The sequence below is a fragment of the Rhizobium anhuiense bv. trifolii genome (assembly GCF_024346605.1).
In the GTDB taxonomy this organism is placed as follows: domain Bacteria; phylum Pseudomonadota; class Alphaproteobacteria; order Rhizobiales; family Rhizobiaceae; genus Rhizobium; species Rhizobium anhuiense.
Genome location: NZ_CP098803.1, coordinates 2,627,307 through 2,647,391 on the forward strand (window position 1 = coordinate 2,627,307; position 20,085 = coordinate 2,647,391).

21 protein-coding genes, 1 tRNA gene and 1 riboswitch are annotated in these 20,085 nt (G+C 61.9%); of the genes, 12 read left to right on the top strand and 10 right to left on the bottom strand.

What is annotated here, in order from left to right; all coding sequences use genetic code 11:
• Positions 1–106 precede the first annotated feature (106 nt).
• Entirely contained in the window at positions 107–826 is a 720-nt protein-coding gene (lipB, locus tag NE851_RS21710; protein ID WP_047615320.1) for a lipoyl(octanoyl) transferase LipB, read from the bottom strand.
• Positions 827–1,008: 182 nt separating this feature from the next.
• Between lipB and NE851_RS21715 the strand changes: the two genes are divergently transcribed.
• From NE851_RS21715 to NE851_RS21750, 8 genes are all read left to right on the top strand, one after another.
• Positions 1,009–1,093 (top strand) — tRNA-Leu (locus NE851_RS21715).
• Between the two features lie 97 nt (positions 1,094–1,190).
• Positions 1,191–2,141, top strand: a complete 951-nt coding sequence (locus tag NE851_RS21720) for a DMT family transporter (RefSeq protein WP_254957578.1) — start codon at positions 1,191–1,193, stop codon at positions 2,139–2,141.
• A gap of 97 nt (positions 2,142–2,238) precedes the next feature.
• Positions 2,239–2,943, top strand: coding sequence for a hypothetical protein (locus tag NE851_RS21725; protein ID WP_097623406.1), 705 nt, complete (start codon positions 2,239–2,241; stop codon positions 2,941–2,943).
• A gap of 75 nt (positions 2,944–3,018) precedes the next feature.
• Positions 3,019–5,028 (top strand): acetyl-CoA carboxylase biotin carboxylase subunit, encoded by a 2,010-nt coding sequence (locus tag NE851_RS21730; RefSeq protein WP_097623405.1) that lies wholly within the window; start codon positions 3,019–3,021, stop codon positions 5,026–5,028.
• A 114-nt stretch (positions 5,029–5,142) separates the two neighbouring features.
• On the top strand, positions 5,143–6,270 hold the full coding sequence (locus tag NE851_RS21735; RefSeq protein WP_254957579.1) for an S-(hydroxymethyl)glutathione dehydrogenase/class III alcohol dehydrogenase: 1,128 nt from the start codon (positions 5,143–5,145) through the stop codon (positions 6,268–6,270).
• A complete protein-coding gene (locus NE851_RS21740) occupies positions 6,270–6,743 on the top strand; it encodes a GNAT family N-acetyltransferase (RefSeq protein ID WP_127430887.1) in 474 nt (157 codons plus the stop codon). The genes NE851_RS21735 and NE851_RS21740 overlap by 1 nt, the downstream gene beginning before the upstream one ends.
• 10 nt (positions 6,744–6,753) lie before the next feature.
• The gene (locus tag NE851_RS21745; protein WP_047609910.1) at positions 6,754–7,221 is read left to right on the top strand and encodes a YaiI/YqxD family protein; all 468 of its coding nucleotides are present in this window, start codon (positions 6,754–6,756) and stop codon (positions 7,219–7,221) included.
• A gap of 178 nt (positions 7,222–7,399) precedes the next feature.
• The gene (locus NE851_RS21750) at positions 7,400–7,714 is read left to right on the top strand and encodes a DMT family transporter (RefSeq protein WP_127430888.1); all 315 of its coding nucleotides are present in this window, start codon (positions 7,400–7,402) and stop codon (positions 7,712–7,714) included.
• Positions 7,715–7,756: 42 nt separating this feature from the next.
• Here the strand turns inward: NE851_RS21750 and NE851_RS21755 are convergent, their stop codons facing one another.
• From NE851_RS21755 to crcB, 7 genes are all read right to left on the bottom strand, one after another.
• Complete coding sequence (locus tag NE851_RS21755) at positions 7,757–8,149, bottom strand: DoxX family protein (RefSeq protein WP_047609914.1); 393 nt, start codon at positions 8,147–8,149, stop codon at positions 7,757–7,759.
• A 138-nt stretch (positions 8,150–8,287) separates the two neighbouring features.
• Positions 8,288–9,820 carry an acyl-CoA carboxylase subunit beta gene (locus NE851_RS21760; protein WP_047609916.1) on the bottom strand — a complete coding sequence of 511 codons (1,533 nt, stop codon included), beginning with the start codon at positions 9,818–9,820 and terminating at the stop codon, positions 8,288–8,290.
• A 47-nt stretch (positions 9,821–9,867) separates the two neighbouring features.
• Positions 9,868–10,326, bottom strand: coding sequence for a calponin homology domain-containing protein (locus NE851_RS21765; RefSeq protein ID WP_047613903.1), 459 nt, complete (start codon positions 10,324–10,326; stop codon positions 9,868–9,870).
• A gap of 67 nt (positions 10,327–10,393) precedes the next feature.
• On the bottom strand, positions 10,394–11,179 hold the full coding sequence (locus NE851_RS21770; RefSeq protein WP_047609920.1) for an ATP12 family chaperone protein: 786 nt from the start codon (positions 11,177–11,179) through the stop codon (positions 10,394–10,396).
• 9 nt (positions 11,180–11,188) lie between these two features.
• Positions 11,189–11,842 carry an HAD-IA family hydrolase gene (locus tag NE851_RS21775; protein ID WP_097543629.1) on the bottom strand — a complete coding sequence of 218 codons (654 nt, stop codon included), beginning with the start codon at positions 11,840–11,842 and terminating at the stop codon, positions 11,189–11,191.
• The gene (locus tag NE851_RS21780) at positions 11,839–12,831 is read right to left on the bottom strand and encodes an RluA family pseudouridine synthase (RefSeq protein WP_127430889.1); all 993 of its coding nucleotides are present in this window, start codon (positions 12,829–12,831) and stop codon (positions 11,839–11,841) included. The genes NE851_RS21775 and NE851_RS21780 overlap by 4 nt, the downstream gene beginning before the upstream one ends.
• A gap of 94 nt (positions 12,832–12,925) precedes the next feature.
• The gene (gene crcB, locus NE851_RS21785) at positions 12,926–13,303 is read right to left on the bottom strand and encodes a fluoride efflux transporter CrcB (RefSeq protein ID WP_127430890.1); all 378 of its coding nucleotides are present in this window, start codon (positions 13,301–13,303) and stop codon (positions 12,926–12,928) included.
• Positions 13,304–13,424: 121 nt separating this feature from the next.
• On the opposite strand from crcB, the gene NE851_RS21790 reads away from it, so the two are divergent.
• On the top strand, positions 13,425–13,691 hold the full coding sequence (locus tag NE851_RS21790; RefSeq protein WP_127430891.1) for a hypothetical protein: 267 nt from the start codon (positions 13,425–13,427) through the stop codon (positions 13,689–13,691).
• A gap of 78 nt (positions 13,692–13,769) precedes the next feature.
• On the opposite strand, the gene NE851_RS21795 is transcribed toward NE851_RS21790, so the two are convergent.
• Entirely contained in the window at positions 13,770–14,819 is a 1,050-nt protein-coding gene (locus NE851_RS21795) for a DUF1775 domain-containing protein (protein ID WP_254957592.1), read from the bottom strand.
• Positions 14,820–14,891: 72 nt separating this feature from the next.
• Complete coding sequence (locus NE851_RS21800) at positions 14,892–15,272, bottom strand: hypothetical protein (RefSeq protein ID WP_063475246.1); 381 nt, start codon at positions 15,270–15,272, stop codon at positions 14,892–14,894.
• Positions 15,273–15,430: 158 nt separating this feature from the next.
• Positions 15,431–15,523, top strand: a riboswitch (glycine riboswitch).
• A gap of 157 nt (positions 15,524–15,680) precedes the next feature.
• Here NE851_RS21800 and gcvT point away from each other — a divergent pair.
• The 3 genes from gcvT to gcvP are packed head-to-tail and all read left to right on the top strand — an operon-like array spanning position 15,681 to position 20,066.
• Entirely contained in the window at positions 15,681–16,817 is a 1,137-nt protein-coding gene (gene gcvT / locus NE851_RS21805; protein WP_097622396.1) for a glycine cleavage system aminomethyltransferase GcvT, read from the top strand.
• Between the two features lie 22 nt (positions 16,818–16,839).
• Positions 16,840–17,202: a glycine cleavage system protein GcvH gene (gene gcvH / locus NE851_RS21810; protein ID WP_047609939.1), complete on the top strand. Its 363-nt coding sequence runs from the start codon at positions 16,840–16,842 to the stop codon at positions 17,200–17,202.
• Positions 17,202–20,066 carry an aminomethyl-transferring glycine dehydrogenase gene (gene gcvP / locus NE851_RS21815; RefSeq protein WP_127430893.1) on the top strand — a complete coding sequence of 955 codons (2,865 nt, stop codon included), beginning with the start codon at positions 17,202–17,204 and terminating at the stop codon, positions 20,064–20,066. The genes gcvH and gcvP overlap by 1 nt, the downstream gene beginning before the upstream one ends.
• The last annotated feature ends 19 nt before the right edge of the window (positions 20,067–20,085 follow it).

Sequence of the window (20,085 nt, forward strand, 5' to 3'; positions counted from 1 at the left end):
TCCGAAGGGAAATGGGCGCTCAAGAACTGCGCGTCTACCATGTCGCGCGACGCATTGATCCGCGGAAAAATGCAAATTGCCCCGGACAAGTCGCCGTCATGCTGAGTCAGTTCTCGCCCGTCGTTTCGCCGAAAACCGACTCGAAGGCGGTGCGCAGCCGGATATCGACATCGGCCATCATCACGGGCAAGCCAAGATCGACGAGACTGGTCACGCCATAGGCTGATATCCCGCAGGGCACGATCCCGCCGAAATGATCGAGATCCGGATCGACGTTAAGCGACAGTCCGTGGAAGGTCACCCATTTGCGCAGCCTTATGCCGAGGGCGGCGATCTTGTCCTCGGCCATCGTCCCGTCCGCCAGCAATGGCTTTTCCGGCCGACGCACCCAGACGCCGACGCGATCTTCACGTCTCTCGCCACGAACATTCATCATGTCGAGCGTGCGGATGACGACATCCTCAAGGGCGGCGACGAAGGCGCGCACGTCCTGGCGCCGCCTTTTCAGGTCGAGCATGACATAGGCGACGCGCTGGCCGGGTCCATGATAGGTATATTCACCGCCACGCCCCGTCGCAAAGACCGGAAAACGGTCCGGCTGGACGAGATCGCTCGCATTGGCGCTGGTGCCGGCAGTATAGAGCGGCGGATGTTCGACGAGCCAGACGAGCTCGTCTCCGCCATCTGATATCACCGCCACCTCGCGCTCCATCGTCGCCACCGCCTCCTCATAGGCAACGAGGCCATCGGCGATGCGCCAGCGTACCGGGCGGGTGCCGGGTTGGGGAAGCATGGAGAATTCGAGATCGGTGCGAAGCATGGCCATTCCTTGCCGCTCTCCCCGAAATGCCTGCAAAAAAGGGGCGGCAGGACCGCTATATGGACCCGTTTCGGGGCCAATTCAAATGCTGTGAGCGGTTTTCAAAAAAACTGTCATATCGCCCTTGTGCACCCCAGATGCTTTTGCTACATGCTGCCCCGCCGACGCAAATCGGCACCTACCACGATGCGGTCGTGGCGGAATTGGTAGACGCGCAGCGTTGAGGTCGCTGTGGGGCAACCCGTGGAAGTTCGAGTCTTCTCGACCGCACCATTTCCCTTCAGGGGAGCGCTTTCTAAGCGACGATTTCGACATCACCTCGAAGCTATTTGCGGCTGCCTGGCTTGATCGCCCGGCTTTGCCGTGATTGATGGCGTCATCCTCGCAAGAATCAGCAGCCATGTCAGAGCCCCATCAAAATTCCCTGCAGGGCATGGCCATCATGTCCGGCGCCATGCTCATCCTGCCGACCATGGATGCGATCGCCAAATACATGGCGACCTTCGAGGCGATGTCGCCGGGTCAGGTGACCTTCTATCGATTCTTCTTCCAGATCGCCTGCACCCTGCCGATTCTTTTCGCCCTTTTCGGGCTCAAGGCGCTTTCGGCCCGGCGGCCGTGGATGAACCTGCTGCGCGGTGCGCTGCATGGGGGCGCGAGCCTGCTGTTCTTCGTCGCCGTCAAATACATGCCGCTTGCCGATGTCTTCGCCATCTATTTCGTCGAGCCTTTCATGCTGGCCGCCCTGTCGGCGCTGTTTCTCGGAGAGAAGGTCGGCTGGCGGCGCTGGATAGGGATCGTCGTCGGATTCGGTGGCGCGATGATCGTCATTCAGCCAAGCTACGAGATTTTCGGCCTGAAGGCGCTGCTGCCGGTCGCCTGCGCCTTTCTGTTCTCGCTCTATCTCTTCCTCAACCGCGCCATCGGCGAGGCCGATTCGCCGCTGACCATGCAGACGATGGCAGGAATCGGCGGAACGGTGTTCATGGCCGCCGCCCTTCTCGTCGGCAACAGTTCCGGCAATGCCGATTTTGCCGTCTCTCTGCCCTCCTCCGGTCTCGGCCTTGTCCTGTTGCTCGCCCTCGGCACGATCTCCGGATATGCGCATATGCTGGTGGTCCGGGCTTTCCGCCTCGCGCCGCTGTCGCTGCTTGCGCCGTTCCAATACTTCGAGATCATCTCGGCGACCGTTCTCGGCTATGCGCTGTTCAACGATTTCCCGAGCTTTTCCAAATGGATCGGCATCTTCATCATCGTTGCATCAGGCCTCTTCATCATCTGGCGCGAGCGGTTGCAGGCGCAATCGTTAAAATCCTCCTGACCCCGGGAATATCGGGTTAACTCCGCTTCTTGAGGGATCGTCAATTCGCAGACGATAAAACAGTCTCCGGTTTCATGATGAAGCCTGGAGTTAAAACATGAGCGAATTTCGTCTCGCTTTTCCGGCCTGTGTCGTGGCCGGCAAGCATCGGCTGACGGCCGAAGATATTATACTGTTGCGCAAACATGCTTTTCCGCATGGCATTCGGACATCCGACGATGTCGTGGCGATGTTGGCGCTCAATAATTCCTGCCCTGAAAAATGTGCCGCGTGGAACGCTTTCTTCGTCGAACAGCTCGCCGGTTTCATCGTCCATTATACCTATCCGCAAGGCTCGCTTGATGAAATCAACGTCGCCTGGATCATGCGCATGTTCACGACCGATGGTGTCGTCAACTCGGCGCTGGAACTCGAGCTCATTCTCCATGTCATGGAGGTCTCGGCCGATGTCCCGGGTGAATTGAGAGCGCTCGCCCTCGATCAGCTCCGCCTGGCGATCACCGACAATATCGGTGGCTACAAGCTGTCGCGTGCCGTCGATCGCCGGGGCATTACCCGCCAGGACGTCGATTTCGCGATGCGCATCTTCAGAAGCGTCGCCGAAGGCGGCATCATCCCGGTCTCGCCGGTCGAATACGGCGTGCTCCAGCAGATCGAGCAGGCAACACTGGCCGGCGCCAATCATCCGCATTGGGCGGGGATCATGGCCGCCGTCAAGCTGCGCGAATATGCCGAGCCGCGGCGCAGCCGCTGGCTGCGCATCGTCGACGAAGAACCCGTCTCGGAAGCAGCCGTCGCCTGACCCTCCGCAAGCCTGATTGTGCGTTCCGGTGTTTTGTGCGTAAAACTCCGGGATGCATTTCTGGGTGGAGTCTCGATGTTCAAGAAAATCCTGATCGCGAATCGCGGCGAAATCGCCTGCCGCGTGATCAAGACTGCGCGCCGCATGGGCATTCAAACCGTCGCGGTCTATTCGGATGCGGATCGGGACGCGCTGCATGTCGAGATGGCCGACGAGGCCGTGCATATCGGCCCGGCCGCCGCGTCGGAAAGTTATCTGGTTGCCGAAAAGATCATCGCTGCCTGCAAGGCGACTGGCGCCGAGGCGGTGCATCCGGGCTACGGCTTCCTCTCCGAACGCGCCTCCTTCTGCGCCGAGTTGGAAAAGCAGGGAATCGTCTTCATCGGCCCGAAGCCGAAGGCGATCATGGCGATGGGCGACAAGATCGAATCGAAGAAATTCGCCAACGCCGCCGGAGTCTCCACCGTGCCCGGCCATCTCGGCATCATCGAGGATGCCGTCCATGCGGAAGTGATATCAGCCGGGATCGGCTATCCCGTCATGATCAAGGCTTCGGCTGGCGGCGGCGGCAAGGGCATGCGTATTGCCTGGAACGAGGCGGAGGTGCGCGACGGCTTCGAGCGCGCCCGCTCGGAGGCGAAGAGCTCATTCGGCGACGACCGTGTCTTCATCGAGAAATTCGTCGTTGAGCCGCGCCATATCGAGATCCAGGTCCTGGCCGATGCACATGGCAACGTCGTCTACCTCGGCGAACGCGAATGCTCGATCCAGCGGCGGAACCAGAAGGTCGCGGAAGAGGCGCCCTCGCCTTTCCTCGACGAAAAAACCCGCAAGGCGATGGGTGAACAATCGGTCGCCTTGGCGAAAGCCGTCGACTACCAGAGCGCCGGCACCGTCGAGTTCATCGTCGACCGCGACCGCAATTTCTATTTCCTGGAAATGAACACCCGTCTGCAGGTCGAGCACCCGGTGACCGAACTCGTCACCGGCATCGATCTCGTCGAGCAGATGATCCGTGTCGCAGCGGGCGAGCCCCTTCCCTTTGCTCAAGGAGATGTCAGGCTCGACGGCTGGGCGATCGAGAGCCGGCTCTATGCCGAAGATCCCTACCGCAATTTCCTGCCCTCGATCGGCCGCCTGACGCGCTACCGCCCGCCGGCGGAAGGCAGGACCGGCAATGTCGTCATCCGCAACGATACCGGCGTCTTCGAGGGTGCGGAGATCTCGATGTATTACGATCCGATGATCGCCAAGCTCTGCACCTGGGCGCCGACGCGGCTCGAGGCGATCGAGGCCATGGCCCGGGCGCTCGACGGCTTCGTCGTCGACGGCATCGAACATAATGTTCCTTTCCTGGCGGCGCTGATGAAACATCCCCGCTGGCGCGAGGGCCGGCTTTCCACGGGCTTCATCGCCGAGGAATATCCCGATGGTTTCGCGCCGATGAAACCGGAGCCGCAAGAGGAGGCCGTGCTTGCCGCCATCGCGCTTTCCGCATCGCTGATCGAGGCGAACCGCCGCGAACGTTTCGCCGATCGCCTGCGTGCTGCATCGGGCGCGCTGCGCGAGCACTGGGTGGTCAAAATCGGCGACAACCACGTCGCCGCAAGATTGCTCGACGGTCTCGTCACCATCCCTTTCGATATGGACATGGCGATCGAGGGCGAGAACCGGAGTGTTGTCACCGACTGGAGACCGGGAGACCCTGTGTGGAGCGGCAAGGTCGGCGGTCGCGACATCATCGCGCAGGTCCGTCCCGTTCTCAACGGGTTGCGCATCGACTGGCAGGGGCTTTCGGTGAGGGCCAAGGTGTTTTCGCCACGTCATGCCGAACTCGACAGGCTGATGCCGGTGAAGCTGCCGCCCGATACCTCCAAGCTCCTGCTCTGCCCGATGCCCGGCCTCGTCATCGCCATCGCCGTTGCCGAGGGTCAGGAGGTCAAGGCCGGTGAGACGCTTGCGATCGTCGAGGCGATGAAGATGGAAAACGTGCTGCGCGCCGACCGCGATCTCGTCGTCTCCAAGATCAATGCTGCAGCCGGCGAAAGCCTGGCCGTCGATGCCGTGATCATGGAATTCGCCTGAAAGGGAAAGACCGGGCGGCCGGGTGTTTTTGCTTGAGCCGAGTTCGTCGACCATGCCAAGCTCGAGCCCGATAAATCAGCTGGGAAGCAACAAAATCAGCAGGGAGATATGAAGATGGACGTTCGCGCCGCCGTTGCCGTTCAGGCCGGAAAACCGCTCGAAGTGATGACCGTGCAGCTGGAAGGGCCGAAGGCCGGCGAAGTGCTGGTCGAGGTCAAGGCGACGGGCATCTGCCACACCGATGATTTCACTTTGTCGGGCGCCGATCCGGAAGGCCTGTTTCCGGCCATCCTCGGCCATGAGGGCGCCGGCATCGTCGTCGATGTCGGTCCGGGGGTCACCTCGGTGACGAAGGGCGATCACGTCATTCCGCTCTACACGCCTGAATGCCGCGAGTGCTATTCCTGCCTGTCCCGCAAGACCAATCTCTGCACCTCGATCCGCGCGACCCAGGGCCAGGGGCTGATGCCGGATGGCACCAGCCGCTTCTCGATCGGCAAGGACAAGATCCACCACTATATGGGCTGCTCGACCTTTTCGAACTTCACCGTGTTGCCGGAGATCGCCCTTGCCAAGGTCAATCCCGACGCCCCCTTCGACAAGATCTGCTACATCGGCTGCGGCGTCACCACCGGCATCGGCGCGGTCATCAACACCGCCAAGGTCGAGATCGGTTCGACGGCGATCGTCTTCGGTCTCGGCGGCATCGGTCTCAACGTGCTGCAGGGCCTGAAGCTTGCCGGCGCCGACATGATCATCGGTGTCGATATCAACAGTGATCGCAAGGAATGGGGCGAAAAGTTCGGCATGACCCACTTCGTCAATCCGAAGGAGGTCGGTGACGACATCGTGCCCTATCTCGTCAACCTGACCAAACGCAACGGCGACCTGATCGGCGGCGCCGACTACACTTTCGACTGCACCGGCAACACCAAGGTGATGCGCCAGGCGCTGGAAGCCAGCCATCGCGGCTGGGGCAAGTCCATCATCATCGGCGTGGCCGGCGCCGGCCAGGAGATCTCCACCCGTCCGTTCCAGCTGGTCACCGGCCGCAACTGGATGGGCACCGCCTTCGGCGGCGCGCGCGGGCGCACCGACGTGCCGAAGATCGTCGACTGGTACATGCAGGGCAAGATCCAGATCGATCCGATGATCACCCACACCATGCCGCTTGATGACATCAACAAGGGCTTCGAGCTGATGCATGCGGGCAAGTCCATCCGCGGCGTGGTCGTGTACTGATGACTGCAGCCAACTACAGGGTCGATCTCAAGAAGCTCGAAGAGCTCCCCGCGCGGGAGCTCTTCGACCTCATGAGAATGCGCGTCGATGTTTTTATCGTCGAGCAGAACTGCCCGTATCCGGAACTCGACGGCAAGGATATCGATGCTCTGCATTTGCGCCTTCTGGAGGACGCTGAGCTCCTGGGCGCGGCGCGAATCCTGAAACCGTATGAGCCGCGGGATCCATCAAAGATCGGCCGCGTCGTCGTCTCGCCTGCCCATCGCGGCAAGCGGCTGGGCGATGCATTGATGCGCGAAGCGATCACCGCCTGTGAGCGGCTTTACCCGGCAAATCCGATCGCCTTGTCGGCGCAGGCCCATCTGCGCCGTTTCTACGAATCCTTCGGCTTTGTCGGGATATCGCAGGAATATCTGGAAGACGGCATTCCCCATATCGATATGATCAGACAGCCGGCCATTCAGCCGGCATGAGGATATAGCCATGATCTATGTCGACGCCGATGCGTGCCCGGTAAAACCGGAAATCCTCAAGGTGGCCGAACGTCACGGCCTCGAAGTGACCTTCGTCGCCAATTCCGGCCTGCGCCCTTCGCGCGATCCGATGATCCACAACGTCATCGTCTCCAATGCCTTCGACGCCGCCGACAACTGGATCGCCGAACGCGCCGGTGCGGGCGATGTCGTCGTCACCGCCGATGTACCGCTAGCCGTGCGCTGTGTCGCGACCGGCGCCTTCGTCAGCGGCCCGACCGGGCGCGTCTTCGACGAAACCAATATCGGTATGGCAAGCGCCATGCGCGATCTCGGCGCGCATTTGCGTGAAACCGGCGAGAGCAAGGGCTATAACGCCGCCTTCAGCCCGAAAGACCGGTCACGCTTCCTCGAAACCTTCGACCGCCTCTGCCGCCGCGCCAAGAGCCTTTCCGCGCAAGCCGGCGGCCAAGGCTGATCGCATCCCCAACCAGCAAAACAAGTCAGCAACAAACGGGTGGCATGGCAGCCATGCCGATTCCTACCTTGAAGTAAGCCGTCTCCTCACGCATATACGCCCCATCGCAGACGACTGCGGCATCCCTCAGGATGCAACCGTCGCGGGGACGGCCTCGCTCTTGAACAAGGAGAGTCGTATGGCTTGGTTTCTGCTTTTTCTCGCCGGCCTTTTCGAATGTGGCTGGGCGATCGGTCTTAAATATACCGAGGGTTTCACGCGGCCGCTGCCGACCACGCTGACCGTCATATCCATGGTGATCAGCATCGTGCTGCTCGGCCTGGCGGTAAAGCACCTGCCGATCGGCACCGCCTACGCGGTCTGGACCGGCATCGGCACGGTTGGCACCGTACTGCTTGGCATCTGGCTGCTTGGCGATGAGGCAAGTGTCTCCCGTCTTGCCTGCACCATGCTGATCGTCGGCGGTATCGCCGGCCTCAAACTCACTGCCTGAGATTGAGGCTGAGGGGCGTCGGCGACGTCCCTCAGCTACGGTTCAGACTGTCTTGCGGTTGTCGACGGCGAGAGCGCCGGGACCGGAGAAGAACAGGTAGAGGAAGACGAAGCAGAACAGGATCGCGGCGTCGCCCTGGTTGACCGCCGGGAAGAAGCTGCTCGGCGCATGCGCCATGAAATAGGCGACCGCCATTTCGCCGGCGAGCAGGAAAGCGACAGGGCGCGTCAGCAGGCCAATGAGAATGAGGATACCGCCGATGAGCTCGAGAAGAGCCGCGAAAAGCATCAGCGGCGGCAGCGAGCCGGACATCTGCGAAGCCGGGAAGCCGAAAAGCTTCATCGTGCCGTGTTCGATGAACAGCAGTGCGGTGATGATTCTGAGAGCGGCCAGCCCGTAGGGGCGATAGGCAGAAAGACGCTCGAAACTTGACATTAAACCTCTCCATTAAAACAATTACAGCCGAGCGTTAGCCCGTCCTCGTCAGCGATTGAACACACGGATCACTGACGGCCGTTCACATTTTCGACAGCGGGTAAACACCCGATCGCGCAGCTTTATTCGGCGGAAACGTTAAAGCGGAATGTTGTCGTGTTTCTTCCACGGATTGGCGAGATCCTTGTTGCGCAGCATCTTCAGGCCGCGCGCCAGCCGCCTGCGGGTCGAATGCGGCATGATCACCTCGTCGACATAACCGCGCTCGGCGGCGACGAAGGGCGAGAGGAACCGATCCTCGTACATTTTCGTATGTGCGGCGATCTTCTCGGGATCGGCGATATCCTTGCGGAAAATGATCTCGACCGCGCCCTTGGCGCCCATCACGGCGATCTGCGCCGTTGGCCAGGCATAGTTCAGGTCGCCGCGCAGATGCTTCGACGCCATCACGTCATAGGCACCCCCGAAGGCTTTGCGGGTGATGACGGTGAGCTTCGGCACCGTTGCCTCGGCGTAAGCGAAGAGCAGCTTGGCGCCGTGCTTGATGAGGCCGCCATATTCCTGCGCCGTGCCCGGCAGGAAGCCCGGCACGTCGACAAACGTGACGATCGGAATATTGAAGCAGTCGCAAAAGCGCACGAAACGGGCCGCCTTGCGCGAGGCGTCGCTGTCGAGAACCCCGGCCAGCACCATCGGCTGGTTGGCTACGAAGCCGACGGTGGAGCCTTCGACGCGGCCGAAACCGCAGACGATGTTGCCGGCAAAACTCGCCTGGATCTCGAAGAAATCGCCCTCGTCCGCCACCTTCCGGATCAGTTCCTTGATATCGTAAGGCTTGTTGGCGCTCGCCGGCACCAGCGTGTCGAGAGAGGCGTCGATTTCTGTCACCGACTGGTAACATTCGATCTCCGGCAGCGGCGCGGTATTCGACAGCGGCAGGAAATCGATCAGCCGGCGCACCTGCAACAGCGTTTCGACATCATTGTCATAGGCGCCGTCGGCAATCGACGAGCGCACCGTATGGACGACGGCGCCGCCGAGTTCTTCGGCCGTCACTGTCTCGTTGGTCACCGTTTTCACCACATCCGGACCGGTGACGAACATGTAGGAGGTATCGCGCACCATGAAGATGAAATCGGTCATCGCAGGCGAATAGACGTCACCGCCGGCGCAAGGCCCCATGATGACGGAGATTTGCGGGATGACGCCGGAGGCCAGTACATTGCGCTGGAACACCTCGGCATAACCGCCGAGGGCCGCGACACCCTCCTGGATACGGGCGCCGCCGGCATCATAGATGCCGACGATCGGCGCGCGGTTCTTCAGCGCCATGTCCTGTACCTTCATGATCTTCTCGGCATGCGCTTCCGACAGCGAACCGCCGAAGACGGTGAAGTCCTTGGCGAAGACGAACACCGTGCGGCCGTTGACCGTCCCCCAGCCGGTGACGACGCCGTCGCCGGCAACACGGCTCTTGTCCATGCCGAAATCGGTGGAGCGATGTTCGACGAACATGTCGAACTCCTCGAAGGAGCCCTCGTCGAGGAAAAGGTCGATGCGCTCGCGCGCCGTCAGTTTGCCACGCTTGTGCTGGGCGTCGATGCGGGCTTTGCCACCGCCGAGACGGGCGATGTCGCGGCGCCGTTCCAGCTCTTCGAGAATTTCCTTCATGCGATCTCCCTCGCCGCTGCGGGCGGCAATCCGGCGGTAGATTTGTCCTAGCGGCTGCGGCCGCTGAGCGAGAAAACCGAGCGTATCCTTGCTGCAACGTCCTCGGCCAGGATCTCGTCGGCAAGCTTGGGATCGGCAGCGATGCTGGTCACGTCGAAGGCGCTGACGGCGATGACCGAGCCGTCCTCGACCGAGGCGGCGTCGATGCTGATCTTGGCGACGTTGCGGTCCTTCTGAAAGCCGAGGCCCTTTTCGACGGACACCACCCGGATCGTCAGCACCACCCGCGGCAGCACCGTGTTGCGCACCGTGGCGTTGATCGCGGCGTTGACGCGGTCGTTGATGCCGGAAAGCAGCTCGGCCGGCATGTTCGGGCCGGAGAGAACGACGGCGCTGCGCACATCATAGACCGGCGTCTCCGGCTTCGTGCCCGAGAGACTGACGCAGGCCGTGAGCGCGATACAGACGAGTGCGGCCCGGCAAAAACACGACCTCAGCCAATTCATTGCAAAATCCCGCACCACCCCGTTGGAGTCGCAGATTTCGCCATAATGCCTGGGAAGGCAATATGTTTCAGGCGCTTAGGGCGAAAAAAACATCCGTCGCCGCCTTGAACTCGGCAAAGCGCTTGGCCCGCCGCTCCTCAGCTTCCTCGTCGCTGCCCCAATGCTCGATCGTCCAGTCCTCGTCGAGATGGGCAAGCGACCAGGCCTCCTCCATCGTCACCCGGCCCTCGGCGAAGGCGAGCGCCAGGATCGCCGAACCTGTGAGCGTGGTGACCGTGTGGAGTGCTGCAAGCGCCATCGCGCTGTCATATCTGGCGAGCGTGACGGCGAAGGCGGCGGTCGCCTCGCGCGGCTGCTCCTGCGGCATCACCCCTTCGACAAGGATGAAGCGAGCGCCGAGATCGTTTGCCGCCCAGTCGATGACGGGGTCCCAGCGCTCCGCCTGCCGTTCGACCAGCAATTCCGGCCCATCGGCGCGATAGCAGAGCAGGTCGCTGGAGGAAAAACGCAGGATATCCTCGAAAATCGCCTGCGCATTGGCGGTAACGCCGTCGAGCGCGGTGTTGACGAGCCGTGTTACCGGCATGCTCACCGGATTGATTTCCTCGCCCTGCGCCTGCCATTCGGCCGCGACAAGCCGCGCCAGCACCTCTGTCGGAACGGCCAGAACCTGCCGCGCCGGCGTGCGCACCATCTTGCCGTCGAGCGTGATCGCAAAACCGCCCTCGTGCTCGGCAACGGAGACGTCGGTATAGAAACGCTTCGGCAGCGGCTTCTTCATCTGGATCTGCGCGCGGCGGATGGGATCGGGATGGCTCAGGCCTTCGGAAAGGTCGTTCAGCAGATCGCGCATGGGCTCACCTCAGGAAAAATGACGCAATATCTCGTTCGGATGGTAGGCGATGGCATCAGCGCCGTTGGCGATCAGCTCATCCACGCTGGCATAGCCCCAGGCAACACCGATCGCCTTGGCGCCGGCAGCCTTTGCCATCTGCATATCGTAAACGGCATCGCCGATGACAATGGTGTCGGCAGCATTCATGCCGGTTTCATCGCAGCATTCCGTCACCATGGCCGGATGCGGCTTGGAGGGGCAATCGTCAGCGGTCCGTGCGACGATGAAATGCTCGTCGAAGCCATGCGTCTCCATCACCAACTTCAGCCCACGCCTGGATTTGCCGGTCACCGCGCCGATCAGCAGGTCCTCGCGGCCGCTGATCGCATCGATCATCTCGCGAATGCCGGGAAACAGCGGCTCCTTGTAATCAAGATCCTGACGCACGATCGAAAACAGCGATTTGTAATGCGCCGTCATGTCGATGTCTTCCTGTTCCACATGCGGCCTGCCCTGCATACGGGCGATCGCAATATCGAGGGACAGGCCGATGATCGCCTTGGTGTCGTCAAATCGCGGTTCCGGTTTGCCGAACTTATCGAAGGTCCGGCGCATGGTTTCGTGGATCAGACCGGCGCTATCGACCAGCGTGCCATCACAATCGAAAAGCGCCAGTTTCATTCGTCGTCCCTTTCGGCACTGGAGAGATCGAAGCCGAGAAGGTTCCAGGTCTGGACCATGTGCGGCGGCAGCGGCGCGCTGACGCGCAGCCGCCCGCCGGACGGGTGCGGAATGTCGATGTGACGCGCGTGCAGATGCAGCTTCTTCTGGACGCCGCCCGGAAAATCCCAATTCGGATCGTCGTCGAAATATTTCGGATCGCCGATGATCGGGTGGCCGATATGCAGGGCATGGACGCGCAGCTGATGGGTCCGGCCGGTATAGGGCTCCATCTCCAGCCAGGCGAGGTTCTGGGCGGCGGTTTCGAGCACACGGTAGAAGGAGACGGCATGGTCCGCCCCGTCTTCGCCGTGTTTGGCGATCCGCATGCGGTCGCCGTCGGCAGTCGGCTCCTTGACCAGCCAGGTCGAGATCTTGTCCTCATGCTTACGCGGCACGCCCTTGACCAGCGACCAATAGGTCTTCTTGGTGTCGCGCTCGCGGAAGGCCGCCGTCAGCTTCTGCGCGGCGCCACGCGTACGGGCGATCACGAGAACCCCTGACGTGTCGCGGTCGAGGCGATGAACGAGCCGCGGCTTCTCGCCTTTCGGGCTGGTCCAGGCTTCGAGCATCTGGTCGATGTGCCTGGCGACGCCGGAGCCGCCCTGCACCGCAAGACCGGAGGGCTTGTTGAGCACGATCACCTTGTCGTCCTCATGCAGCACCATGCGCGACAGCAGTTCGAAATCGGTCGAATGCTTGAGATCCTTGCCGGCGATCGGTCCGGATTTCAGCTTGGCATCGACATCGAGCGGCGGCACGCGCACCGTCTGGCCGGGCTGCACGCGTGCATCCGATTTGACACGTCCACCGTCGACGCGCACCTGGCCGGAGCGCAGCAGTTTCTGCAGCGGGCCGAAACCGAGCCCCGGAAAGTGCACCTTGAACCAGCGATCGAGCCGCATGCCGGCTTCGTCGGGTTCAACCTTGATATGTTCTATGCCAGCCATGAAAAATCTTTCGGAAATTGCTGCGCGGGCCGAGCCGGCGTTCTTGCCGCTGCCTTTAGAGCATTTTCACGCAAAACGGAAACCGGAAAAGAAATCAGGCCAAAGCGCGCATGACGGCAAGGCCCGCGATGACAGCCGCCATCGAAAGCCCGACGCTCGCAACGATGTAGACGCCGCCGGCAACAGCCTCACCACGCTCGAACAATGAGATGGCATCGAGCGAGAAAGCCGAGAAGGTGGTGAAGCCGCCAAGGAAGCCGGTGATCAGCAGCAGGCGCAGTTCCACCGAGGCGTTGAACTTCCGCGCGATCAGCTCGGCGAAGACGCCGATGACGAAGCAGCCGACGACATTGACGGCGAGCGTGCCCCAGGGAAAGCCTGGCCCCATGAGCCTCAGCGCCCACTGGCCGACATAATATCTGAGGAGGGAACCGATGGCGCCGCCGACGGCGACGAGAAGAGCCTGGATCATGAGCCGGATTTACCGCGTTGCGAAAGTGATTCTAACCGAACCCCTATGAATTCTTACCATTTTGTAAAATGCCAATGATTTTCTTATGATGGCGCCAAGATCATGCCGATACGGTGATGGCATGACCCAGTTGCTGTCGATATCGGCCAACACCGCCGCCGTTGCCTTCGAATCGCTGCGCATCCCGCAGCGTGTCGCGACGAGCACGGCGGCGCGCGACGCACGACGCCTTGCCGACCGGCAAGTGAAGGCTGAGAGCACCGACGAGATCGACGAGCCCTCCAGCATCATCCAGTCGACGGAGGTGGCGCTCGACCTGATGGCCAAAGGCAATCGCCAACCGCAGGCGGGCCTGAAACAGGCGCTGCGATCCTACGAAGATTTCTGAGGCATCCGCCTTCCCCGAACGAAAAGCCCGCGGCTGCAATCGCAACCGCGGGCTTGTCTGTCCTAACTGCCGCTGCTCTTATTTGCCCTGGGCCGACAATACCTGCAGCACCAGATCGACCTTACCGGCCTTTTCGAAGGTCAGCGTCACCGGCACCGTGTCGCCCTGCTTGAACGGCGTCTTCACCTTCTGGAACATCAGATGCAGGTTGCCGGGCTCGAGCTTGACCGTCTCGCCGGCAGCGATGGCGATGCCGTCCTTCAGCTGGCGCATCCGCATGACATTGTCCTTGGTCTCCATCTCGTGGATCTGAACCTCGCCTGATGCAGGCGAGCTCACCGACACCAGCCGATCATCCGTCTGGCCGTTGTTCTTCACCGTGAAGAAACCGCCGCCGACCGGCTGGCCGGGCAGCATCGCCTTGGCGAAGCCGCCGGAGATTTCGAGATCGCCGGCCTTGACCGTTTCGCCGGCGGGCGCCGCAGCACCCAAGCCCGCCATACCGGACATGTCCATGCTGGTTTTACCGGTCATGTCCATGCCGGTTTTACCGGTCATGTCCATGCCGGCCATGTCGTCATGATCGTGGCCGTGACCTTCGCCGGCGACGACCTTCAGGAGCGGCGCCGGGCTTTTCAGCCCATGCGCGTCGTCGCCCTCCTTCGCCACCTGATCCCAGGCCGCGACGGTATCGCCACACATCTGCGTCACCGGAAAGGCGAGCGAGGTGCCGGCTTCGACGCCCGAAACCTTACCCTGGATCACGAAGGTGTCATAGAAATCGTCGGAGAGATTGCCGTTCTTCCAGCGGATCTCGATCGCGCCTGATTTCACCTTGTCGCCGTGATTGTCGTAGGTCTTCTGGTAATCGCCCTTGATCACCTCGAGCTCCCAGCCGGCCTTCGGCTGCGGCTTGGCGAAGACGAAACCTTCCGGCAGCTTGACCCGCACTTCCGTGGTCGCCTTGCCGTCGCAGCCGTGCGGCAGCTGCAATGTGGCGAGAATGGTGCTGTCCTGCTTTGCCTGCTTGTCGAGGAAGGTCACATGCGCCTCGGCGCCGGCAAAAGCGGTGGCGGAAAGAATGGCGGCAAGCCCGAATGTCTTGCCAATTTTTTCGAAAGTTTTCATCGGATATCTCCTCGCCGGCCGCGGACTTCTCTCAAGTGGACCGGCATTACTGATCATGGTTGCGATAACAGATCAGGCGAGGATGGGGGGCGCGCGGGAATTCGCCCGGCTGACGGCGCCTGCGCCGACAACGACAGAGATTTCGACCGGCGCGTTGATCAGCGAGCCGAGCTTGCGCTCGAGCCAGGAGCCCGCATCCGGCGTCGGCAGGATGACCGAGGCCGACAGCCGGCAAGCTTCACAATTCGGTTTGAAGGTAAGGGTCTTGCCGTCGGCGTCCTTTATGGTGACGCAGAGCGAGGCGAAGGTGCCGTCGGGCAGCACATAGGCCGCGGCATCGTAGCCCTCGGCGGCGGCAGCCTGCGGCGCCTGATGGGCAAGGCCGAGCAAAACCAAGCTCAATGCGCAAAGCATGCGCAGGAAGAGCGTCGCTTTCAGTCCGGTCTGCCGCATGAGATCCCCTTCAACAGCATGTCGCGATAGCCGGTTTCCCCGCCGAATGCAAAAGCAGATTTGCCGCAGATTAGGGCTTGGTTGGAATAAGACGACAAAAATTTGCCCGGTCACGACATTTGCCCCTTGCCAAGCGCTGCACCCGCCGGATAATTGCGCCAACCTTGTTGGGAGAATCCGGTGCTTTCGCCACCGGTGCCGAAGGAGCAACCGCCCCGGAAACTCTCAGGCAAAAGGACCAGCAAGGGGCAGACGGAACTCTGGAGAGAAGCGTTCTCGAAACGCTCGCCGAAGGGATAACAATCTCAGGCACTCAGGACAGAGGGGGCTCAGGAGAGAAGTGCGCAACCGCGCCTTCAGATTTGAGCCCGCGCCTTCCTGAGAAGGCGCAAACCCCGGAGGCGTCTTTTGGACGATACTGCTGCCCTGAAGAAAACCCCGCTGCATGCCCTGCATCTTTCGCTCGGCGCCCGCATGGTGCCGTTCGCTGGCTATGACATGCCGGTGCAATATCCTGCAGGTGTCATGAAGGAACATCTTCATACCCGCACCGAAGCCGGCCTCTTCGACGTCTCCCATATGGGCCAGGTGATCGTGAAGGCGAAATCGGGCAGCTACGAAGATGCCGCGCTGGCGCTCGAAAGCCTGGTGCCGGTTGACATACTGGGCCTTGCCGAGGGCCGTCAGCGCTATGGCTTCTTCACCGACGACACCGGCTGCATTCTCGACGACCTGATGATCACCCATCTCGACGATCATCTTTTCGTCGTCGTCAACGCGTCGTGCAAGGAAGCCGACCTCGCCCATCTGCAGACCCATATCGGCGACCAATGCGATATCACCCTTCTCAATCGTGCTCTGATCGCGCTGCAGGGACCGCGTGCCGTCGAGGTTCTCGCCGAGCTCTGGGCCGACGTCGCGGCGATGAAATTCATGGATGTGCGCCACTGCCGCCTGCACGACGTTTCCTGTCTTGTCTCGCGCTCCGGCTATAGCGGCGAGGACGGCTTTGAAATCTCGATTCCATCAGACAAGGCCGAGGATGTCACCATGCGGTTGCTCGAACATCCCGACGTCCAGGCAATCGGGCTTGGTGCCCGCGATTCGCTGCGGCTGGAAGCCGGCCTCTGCCTCTACGGCAATGATATCGACACGACCACCTCACCGGTCGAGGCGGCGCTGGAATGGGCCATGCAGAAGGCAAGGCGCGGCGGTGGTGCACGCGCCGGCGGCTTCCCCGGCTCCGGCCGCATCCTTTCCGAACTCGAAAACGGCGCCGCGCGCCGCCGCGTCGGCCTGAAGCCGGAAGGCAAGGCCCCGGTACGCGGCCATGCCAAGCTCTATGCCGATGCCGAGGGCAAGGTCGAAATCGGCGAAGTCACCTCGGGCGGCTTCGGTCCCAGCGTCGAAGGCCCCGTCGCCATGGGTTACGTGCCAATCTCTTATGCTGCGGCGGGCACACTCGTCTACGCCGAGGTGCGCGGCAAATATCTGCCGATCACCGTCAGCGCCCTGCCCTTCGTCACACCGACCTACAAACGCTAACCTTTTCCAGAGAGGACGAACAATGCTGAAATTTACCGAAGAACACGAATGGCTGAAGATCGAAGGCGGCGTTGCGACGGTCGGCATCACCAACTATGCCGTCGATCAGCTCGGCGACCTGGTTTTCGTCGAACTGCCGGAAGTCGGCGCGACCTTCTCCAAGAACGGCAATGCCGCGACCGTTGAATCCGTCAAGGCTGCTTCCGACGTCTATTGTCCGCTTGATGGCGAGATCACCGAGGTCAATCCGGCCATCGTTGCCGATCCGTCGCTGGTCAATTCCGATCCTCAGGGAGCCGGCTGGTTCTTCAAGCTGAAGCTTGCAAATCCTGCGGACGCCGATGGCCTGCTCGATGAGGCGGCCTACAAGGAGCTCACTGCGTAATGACGACGCCGACGGAATTCCAGTTTACCGACTATCAGCCCTACGATTTCGCCAATCGCCGCCATATCGGCCCCTCGCCGGCTGAGATGACCGACATGCTGAAGGTGATCGGCTATAACAGCCTCGACGGCCTGATCGACGCGACACTGCCGCCCTCGATCCGCCAGAAGGCGCCGCTCGTCTGGGGCGCGCCGATGACCGAGCGTGAGGCGCTCGACAAGTTGCGCGAGACCGCCAACAAGAACAAGGTGCTGGTCTCGCTGATCGGCCAGGGTTACTACGGCACCATCACGCCGCCTGTCATCCAGCGCAACATCCTGGAGAACCCGGCCTGGTATACGGCCTATACGCCTTACCAGCCGGAGATCAGCCAGGGCCGCCTGGAAGCGCTGCTCAACTACCAGACGATGATCTGCGACTTGACCGGCCTCGACGTCGCCAACGCCTCGCTGCTCGACGAGGCGACCGCCGCCGCCGAAGGCATGGCCATCGCCGAGCGCGTCGCCAAGTCGAAGGCAAAAGCCTTCTTCGTCGATGCAGACTGTCATCCGCAGACCATCGCCCTCATCCGCACCCGCGCCGAGCCACTCGGCTGGAGCGTCATCGTCGGCAATCCCTTCACCGATCTCGACCCCGTCGATGTCTTCGGGGCGATCTTCCAGTATCCGGGCACGCATGGTCACGTGCATGATTTTACCGGCCTGATCGCGCGCCTGCACCAGACCGGCGCCATCGCTATCGTCGCCGCCGATATCCTGGCGCTGACGCTGCTGAAATCGCCCGGCGAAATGGGCGCCGATATCGCAATCGGTTCCTCGCAGCGCTTCGGCGTCCCGGTCGGCTATGGCGGCCCGCATGCAGCCTATATGTCGGTCAAGGATGCCATCAAGCGCTCCATGCCCGGCCGTCTCGTCGGCGTTTCCGTCGATGCCCGTGGCAACCGTGCCTATCGCCTGTCGCTGCAGACCCGCGAGCAGCATATCCGCCGCGAGAAGGCGACGTCGAATATCTGCACCGCCCAGGTGCTGCTCGCCGTCATGGCCTCGATGTATGCCGTCTTCCACGGTCCGAAGGGCATCAAGGCGATCGCCCAGCAGGTGCACCAGAAAGCCGTGCTGATGGCCAAGGGCCTGGAAAAGCTCGGCTATAAGGTGGAACCCGACACCTTCTTCGACACGATCACCGTCGATGTCGGCCACATGCAGGGCCTGATCCTGCGCGCCGCCGTTGCCGAAGGCGTCAATCTGCGCAAGGTCGGCGAAACCCGGATCGGCATGAGCCTCGACGAGCGCACCCGCCCTGCGACGCTGGAAGCCGTGTGGCGCGCCTTCGGCGGCAATTTCACCATTGCCGATTTCGAGCCTTCCTATCGCCTGCCGAAGGGCCTGCTTCGGACCAGCGACTACCTCACCCATCCGATCTTCCACATGAACCGCGCCGAAAGCGAGATGACGCGTTACATCCGCCGGCTCTCAGACCGGGATCTGGCGCTCGACCGCTCGATGATCCCGCTCGGCTCCTGCACGATGAAGCTCAATGCGACGGCGGAAATGCTGCCGATCACCTGGCCGGAATTTTCCGACATCCATCCCTTCGTGCCATCAGACCAGGCGCTCGGCTACCGCGAGATGATCGACGACCTGATCGAAAAGCTCTGCGCCGTTACCGGCTACGACGCCTTCTCGATGCAGCCGAATTCCGGCGCGCAGGGCGAATATGCCGGCCTGCTGACGATCCGCAACTATCATATCGCCAACGGCGACGGCCATCGTGACGTCTGCCTGATCCCGACCTCGGCGCATGGCACCAACCCGGCCTCGGCCCAGATGGTCGGCATGAAGGTGGTCGTCGTCAAGGTCCGCGAGAATGGCGATATCGATCTCGACGATTTCCGCGCTAAGGCTGAGCAGCATGCGGCAAATCTCTCCTGCTGCATGATCACCTATCCCTCGACTCACGGCGTCTTCGAGGAAACGGTGAAGGAAATCTGTGATCTGGTGCATGAGCATGGCGGCCAGGTCTATCTCGACGGCGCCAACATGAACGCCATGGTCGGCCTGTCCCGCCCCGGTGACATCGGCTCCGACGTCAGCCATCTGAACCTGCACAAGACTTTCTGCATTCCGCATGGCGGCGGCGGCCCCGGCATGGGCCCGATTGGCGTCAAGGCGCATCTGGCGCCTCACCTGCCGGGCCATCCCGAAACCGACGGCCGTTCGGGTGCGGTCTCGGCCGCCGCCTTCGGCTCCGCCTCGATCCTGCCGATCTCCTGGAGCTATTGCCTGATGATGGGCGGCGAAGGCCTGACGCAGGCGACCAAGGTGGCGATCCTCAACGCCAACTATATCGCCACCCGGCTGAAGGGCGCCTATGACGTGCTCTACAAGTCGAAGACTGGCCGGGTCGCGCATGAATGCATCATCGACACCCGCCCGCTGGTCGACAGCTCGGGCGTCACCGTCGACGACGTCGCCAAGCGTCTGATCGACTGCGGCTTCCATGCGCCGACCATGAGCTGGCCGGTCGCCGGCACGCTGATGATCGAGCCGACGGAAAGCGAGACCAAAGCCGAGCTCGACCGTTTCTGCGAGGCGATGCTGGCGATCCGCGAGGAAGCCCGCGCCATCGAGGATGGCCGCATGGACAAGACCAACAACCCGCTGAAGAACGCCCCGCACACGGTCGAAGACCTCGTCGGCGAATGGGACCGTCCCTACAGCCGGGAACAGGCCTGCTTCCCGCCCGGCGCCTTCCGCGTCGACAAATATTGGTCCCCAGTCAACCGCGTCGACAACGTCTATGGCGACCGCAACCTGATCTGCACCTGCCCGCCGGTGGAAAGCTACGCAGAGGCAGCCGAATAACGGTCACACCTGACGCCGT